4 protein-coding genes and 2 pseudogenes are annotated in these 4,972 nt (G+C 66.8%); 5 read left to right on the top strand and 1 reads right to left on the bottom strand.

Annotated features, from left to right (window positions below):
• Window positions 1-81 precede the first annotated feature (81 nt).
• Window positions 82-435 (bottom strand): hypothetical protein, encoded by a 354-nt coding sequence (locus GAS53_RS54425; protein ID WP_151485239.1) that lies wholly within the window; start codon window positions 433-435, stop codon window positions 82-84.
• A gap of 73 nt (window positions 436-508) precedes the next feature.
• On the opposite strand from GAS53_RS54425, the pseudogene GAS53_RS54420 reads away from it, so the two are divergent.
• The 5 genes and pseudogenes from GAS53_RS54420 to GAS53_RS54400 all read left to right on the top strand — a co-directional run.
• Window positions 509-1,308 (top strand): annotated as a pseudogene (locus tag GAS53_RS54420) (transposase family protein).
• Between the two features lie 402 nt (window positions 1,309-1,710).
• A complete protein-coding gene (locus GAS53_RS54415; RefSeq protein WP_151485238.1) occupies window positions 1,711-2,826 on the top strand; it encodes a tyrosine-type recombinase/integrase in 1,116 nt (371 codons plus the stop codon).
• Window positions 2,826-3,158 carry a helix-turn-helix domain-containing protein gene (locus GAS53_RS54410; RefSeq protein WP_151485237.1) on the top strand — a complete coding sequence of 111 codons (333 nt, stop codon included), beginning with the start codon at window positions 2,826-2,828 and terminating at the stop codon, window positions 3,156-3,158. The genes GAS53_RS54415 and GAS53_RS54410 overlap by 1 nt, the downstream gene beginning before the upstream one ends.
• A complete protein-coding gene (locus GAS53_RS54405; protein ID WP_151485236.1) occupies window positions 3,158-4,624 on the top strand; it encodes a site-specific integrase in 1,467 nt (488 codons plus the stop codon). Before GAS53_RS54410 ends, GAS53_RS54405 begins: the two co-directional genes overlap by 1 nt.
• Before the next feature lie 76 nt (window positions 4,625-4,700).
• A pseudogene (locus tag GAS53_RS54400) lies at window positions 4,701-4,886 on the top strand (metallophosphoesterase family protein); the annotation flags it as partial.
• Window positions 4,887-4,972: the final 86 nt, after the last annotated feature.

Genomic DNA, 4,972 nt, shown 5'->3' with positions numbered 1-4,972 from the left:
CGCATAACGGACGAGACCACACCCACCTGGCGAGGAACCTACTAGGAAATAAACGGCATTTCACCCACACCAAACGCCCTCTCAGAGGGAGCTTCGTCCAGGAATGGTGTGGGTAAACACGTCGCAAGGCCGGGATTCGGAAGAAGCGCTGGTCAGAGGCAGTTTGGCGGAGCTATGCTGCCTCTGCTGGGGCAGGTCCTCCTCCGCCCAGTCGCGCAGGACCTCGGTCAGGAGGTCGGCGACGGTGGGCTTGGCCAGCTCAGCCAGCATGTGTTCGGCGACGTACTTCTGGGGCTCAAGCGCAGGCATCGTCACAGCCGCGCACGCGTCGCCCGCCTGTTGCAGGCACTCGTAGCGCGGCTCCGGCGCCTCGGGCGGGAGCGGGGGTATCGGGCCGTTGCAGTGCCCGCATTCAACGAGGATGTCAGTGAGCATCTTTCATCCTGTCCCGGCCGGGTGAAATGGGCTGGTCAGGTGGGGTGACGTGGCAAAGCCCCTCGTCGTTGGTGTGGTGATCTCACTCAACACGCCATCGGCCGGAGGGCTTCGTTGGTTCCGTATCCTTCCATGCTCGACCTCCCGCACGAGCTGGTCGAGCACGTCTCATGGCTCATCTACGCCCGAAGGCGTGAACTTCGGTCGGTCTGGCGGAGGTTGAGCTGCTTCAAGCAGGCCTTGCTGGTTCTGGCACATCTACGGAAGAACAAGACGTCGGCACAGGTCAGTGCCGGGTTCGGAGTTTCCGAGGCCACCGCGTGGCGGTATGTGCACGAGACCGTCGAGGTCCTCGCCTCGTGGGCGCCGGGACTGCACGAGGCCCTCGTCGGTCTGGGCGAAGGCGACTTCGTCATCCTCGATGGCACGCTCATCCCCACCGACCGCATCAAGGCGGACGAGCCGTACTACTCGCAGAAACACAAGAAGCACGGCATGAACGTCCAGGTCATCGCACGTCCCGACGGCACACCGCTGTGGTTCTCACGGGCGACGCCGGGCCGAACCCACGACCTGACCGCAGCCCGCGCCCACGGCATCGTCCAGGCCTGCCTCACCCGCCAGATCCTCGTCCTGGCCGACCGCGCCTACCTGGGCGCCGACGCCACAGTCCGCACCCCGTACTACGGCCACCGCGACCTGCCCGAGCACTACCAGCAGTAGAACCGCGACCACGCCCGTCTGCGTGCCCCCGGCGAACGCGCCTTCGCCCGCCTCAAGTCCTGGCGACTGCTGCGGCGAGCGCGCTGCTCAACCAACTGCATCGGCAGGACTGTGGCAGCTGTACTCACCCTCTTGACCTGCGACTATTAAGGATGAAAGAAGCTCAGTGAGTATGTCGTCCCATTGCTGCGGTGAGTCGTTCACGTCATGCTTCCTTCGAGCCAGGCCAAGACCGGGGCGGGCATCCCTCAGCTCCACGAAGCAAAGGGCCCTCGTCCCCTGTTCGTGATCACCCCATGGCCCCTTCTGGGCTCATCCTCGAAGCGACCGCAATTTCATCTGATGCAGCACTGCGGTCGGGCAGCACATCGGAGGTTCTGTCACTCATCGACGCAGGCCAGGGCCTCAGTGTATGCGGTCTCTCCAGCGGGGCGAGTCGCTTCCGCAGCCCTCAACGCGGCCACGGACAGGCTTCCTACCTGCACGTTTGCGATTGACTTACATCTGATGAAAGATCCCTTCGTCTGATGTAAGTGGCGGAGAGTGCTTTTGATGAGCAGGAACAGCCTCGCGCCCGGGGCAGCGGGGCTGCATCTGGTCAGCGATCTGCCGCTGCTGCGGCCCGACGAGCAGGTCTTCACCGCGATGCTGGACGGCTGGCGCAACCAGCAGCTGGCGCGCAACTTGGCGTTCTCCACGATCGAGGGCCGGGAGAAGACGGTGCGGGCCTTCGCTCGGCACGCCGACGCCTTTCCGTGGACCTGGTCGCCGCAGATGCTCGACGAATGGATGGGCGATCTGCGGGCGGTCCGCGGGCTGAAGCGCTCCACGCTGCGCAACTATCAAGGTGCCGTGTGCTCGTTCTGTAACTTCGCTGTCGACCCCGCCTACGGCTGGGCTGCGACCTGCGAAGAACGTTTTGGCACTCACCCCATACAGGTCGTGCACGAGTGGAACGCCGCGGTGCACGTGGAGGTCGCCGAAGCCGACGCGGCGAAGAGGCCCTTCACCCAGGACGAGTTGCAGGCGTTCTTCGACTACGCCGACGACCAGGTCACCAAGGTTCGCGGCCGGGGCCGCAAGGGCTGGCTGCCCGCGTTCCGTGACGCGGTGCTCTTCAAGACCGCGTACGCTTTCGGCCTGCGCCGCAACGAGACCCGAATGTTGGACACGGTCGACTTCGGCCGCAACCCCGAGGGACCGGAGTTCGGCGACTACGGCGTCTGCTACGTCCGCCACGGCAAGGCGAAGAAGGGCTCGCCGTGCAAGCGCCGCAGCGTGCTGACGGTCTGGGACTGGTCGGCGGAGATCCTCCAGCAGTGGAACGAGGAGGTCCGGCCGCTGTTCGCCACGTCCGGCGCCGGGGCTCTGTGGCCCTCGGAACGCTCGGCCCGCATCGGCTTCTCCCAGATGAACACCCGCTTCGCTGCTTACCGGGACGCGCTCGGCCTGGACGAGGGACTGGACTTCCACTCCTTTCGAAGGTCGTACGTGACCCACCTGATCGAGGACGGCTGGGACGCCCGGTTCCAGCAACAAGTCGGCCACGACTACGCGTCCACGACCGCGATCTACACCTGCGTATCCTCCGACTTCCGCACCCGCACCCTGCGCAGAGCGCTGGACGCGACGATGGAGGCCGCCCTGCGGCCGGCAAGGAGAGCCTGATGAAGCGCCAGGTCAGCTACCAGTGGCGGCTGCGCGAGGTAATGGCCACGCGCGGCATCTTCGTCGCCTCCGACCTGTCACCGCTACTGGCCGACCGCGGCATCGAACTGTCCTCGGTCCAGGTCTGGCGACTGGTCACCCAGACCCCCGAACGGCTGTCCCTGCCCGTCCTCGCCGCCCTCTGCGACATCCTCGACGTCACTCCCGCCGAGTTGATCGCCACCAAGGCGGAGAACGCGGCCCCGCGCCGCACCGCCGCCTCCGGCGGCGCCGACGCGGTCGACCTCGCGGCCACCGTCCGTCCCAAACGGGCCCGCGTCCGCCCGGATTAATGAGCCGCATCCGGGTCCGGCCCGAGGACCTGTTCTGCGCGCGCTGTCACCGGGCTGTCCGTCTCGGAGCCGCCCACTGGCCCGAGGGGTACCTGTGCTCCGCTTGCTACGACCACGCGCTGGAGACCTATGGGCAGTGCGTCGGCTGCGGCGTCGACCGTCTCCCACCCGGCATCGCACCGGACGGCGGCCGGTGGTGCACCAACTGCGCGGGCGGCTTGGGCGAGTTTCACTGCGAACGCTGCGGCCGAGAGGCCCGCCGCTACCTGCTCGGAGTATGTGGAAACTGCGTCCTGGCCGAGAGACTGGAAGAACTTTTGGACGACGGCGCCGGCCGCGTCCGGCCCGAACTCGTGCCGTTCTTCGACGAGGTCAGGTCCGTGCCTCGTCCCAAGGCAACGCTGACCTGGGTCGGCAAGCCACACGTCCAGAAGATCCTGCGCGCCCTTGCCTGCGGCGAAGTGCCTCTCACCTACGAGGGATTGAGCACGCTCTTGCCCTGGCGGTCGGTCGCCCACGTCCGTGACCTGCTCATGCACACCAGCGTCCTGCCGCACCGCGACCGGCACCTCCTGCTGTTCGAACGCCGCCTGCCCGAATGGCTCGACAGCATCAAGAACCTCGAACACCGTCAGCTCCTGAACCGCTTCGCCACCTGGCACATCCTGCGCAAGCTCCGGGCCACCGCCGCCAAGCGGCCCCTCGGCCCCGGGGCCGTCAAAACCGCCCGCACCCAGCTCATCCAGGCAGCCGCCTTCCTCACCTGGCTCGCCGAACGGGACCGCGCCGTCGGCGAGTGCACCCAGGCAGACCTCGACGCCTGGTTGGCCCAGGACGCCACCACCCGCCGCGTCGTCCAAGCGCTCCTGCGCTGGAGCATGGACCACCAGGTCATGCCCCGATTGAAAGTCCCCACGATCCGCGCGGAGAACCCGGCCCCGATCAGCCAGCACCACCGCATCGCTCTAATCCGCAAGATCATGACCCGCGACGATCTCCCGCTCATGGAACGGATCGCGGCAGCCCTGATCCTCCTCTATGCCCAGCCTGTCCGTCGGCTCGTCCGGCTCACCGTCCACGATGTCCAGCACGACGGCGACCAGGTCGCGCTCCTCCTCGGCGACCCGCCCACACCGGTTCCCGAACCCTTTGCCGAGCTACTGCTCGGCTACATACGTGACGGACGCCCGAATTGGCCAGGCGGCACTCTTCCCGCCAGCGACTGGCTCTTCCCGGGACGCCGGGCCGGACAGCCCATGGACCCCGCCACCCTCGGCAAGCGGCTGACCACCGCAGGAGTCCCCACCCTCCACAGCCGGACCGCCACCCTGCGGCAACTCGTCCTCCAGGCGCCGCCCTCGGTCGTTGCGGGGATGCTCGGCTATCACGCCGTTCACACCGAGGCCGTCGCCGCGCAGGCCGGAGGCACCTGGAAGAAGTACGCTCCCGGCGACCACGCGCGCTGAAGCAGTCATCTCCTTGGAACTACGCGTCAGGCGAACGGTCCCTCCTCCAAGGAGACCTCATCCCACAGTGGTGAGCATGCTGAACCGAGTAGCCGTACTGTCCGACATTCACGGAGTCCTGCCGGCCCTGGAGGCCGTGCTCGCCGAACCAGAGGTGAGTGCCGCCGATCGCATCGTGCTCACCGGCGACATCACCGCCGGTCCGCAACCGACCCAGGTTCTCGACCGACTGACCTCTCTCGGCGACCGCGTCGTCTGGATTACTGACCTTGTTGGCGTGATGTCGTGGCTGACAAGTGGTAGTTGGCGCGGTAGGCCGGTTGCATGAGATATCCGCAAGGAGGCGGG

Origin of the sequence: Streptomyces albicerus (assembly GCF_008905045.1) — a bacterium.
In the GTDB taxonomy this organism is placed as follows: domain Bacteria; phylum Actinomycetota; class Actinomycetes; order Streptomycetales; family Streptomycetaceae; genus Streptomyces; species Streptomyces albicerus.
This window is presented reverse-complemented; position numbering and strand designations above follow the sequence as displayed.

Coding starts and splice junctions, on each gene's coding strand:
- GAS53_RS54410 (WP_151485237.1), top strand. CDS start 2,826: ATGAAGCGCCAGGTCAGCTACCAGTGGCGGCTGCGCGAGGTAATGGCC.
- GAS53_RS54425 (WP_151485239.1), bottom strand. CDS start 435: ATGCTCACTGACATCCTCGTTGAATGCGGGCACTGCAACGGCCCGATA.
- GAS53_RS54405 (WP_151485236.1), top strand. CDS start 3,158: ATGAGCCGCATCCGGGTCCGGCCCGAGGACCTGTTCTGCGCGCGCTGT.
- GAS53_RS54415 (WP_151485238.1), top strand. CDS start 1,711: ATGAGCAGGAACAGCCTCGCGCCCGGGGCAGCGGGGCTGCATCTGGTC.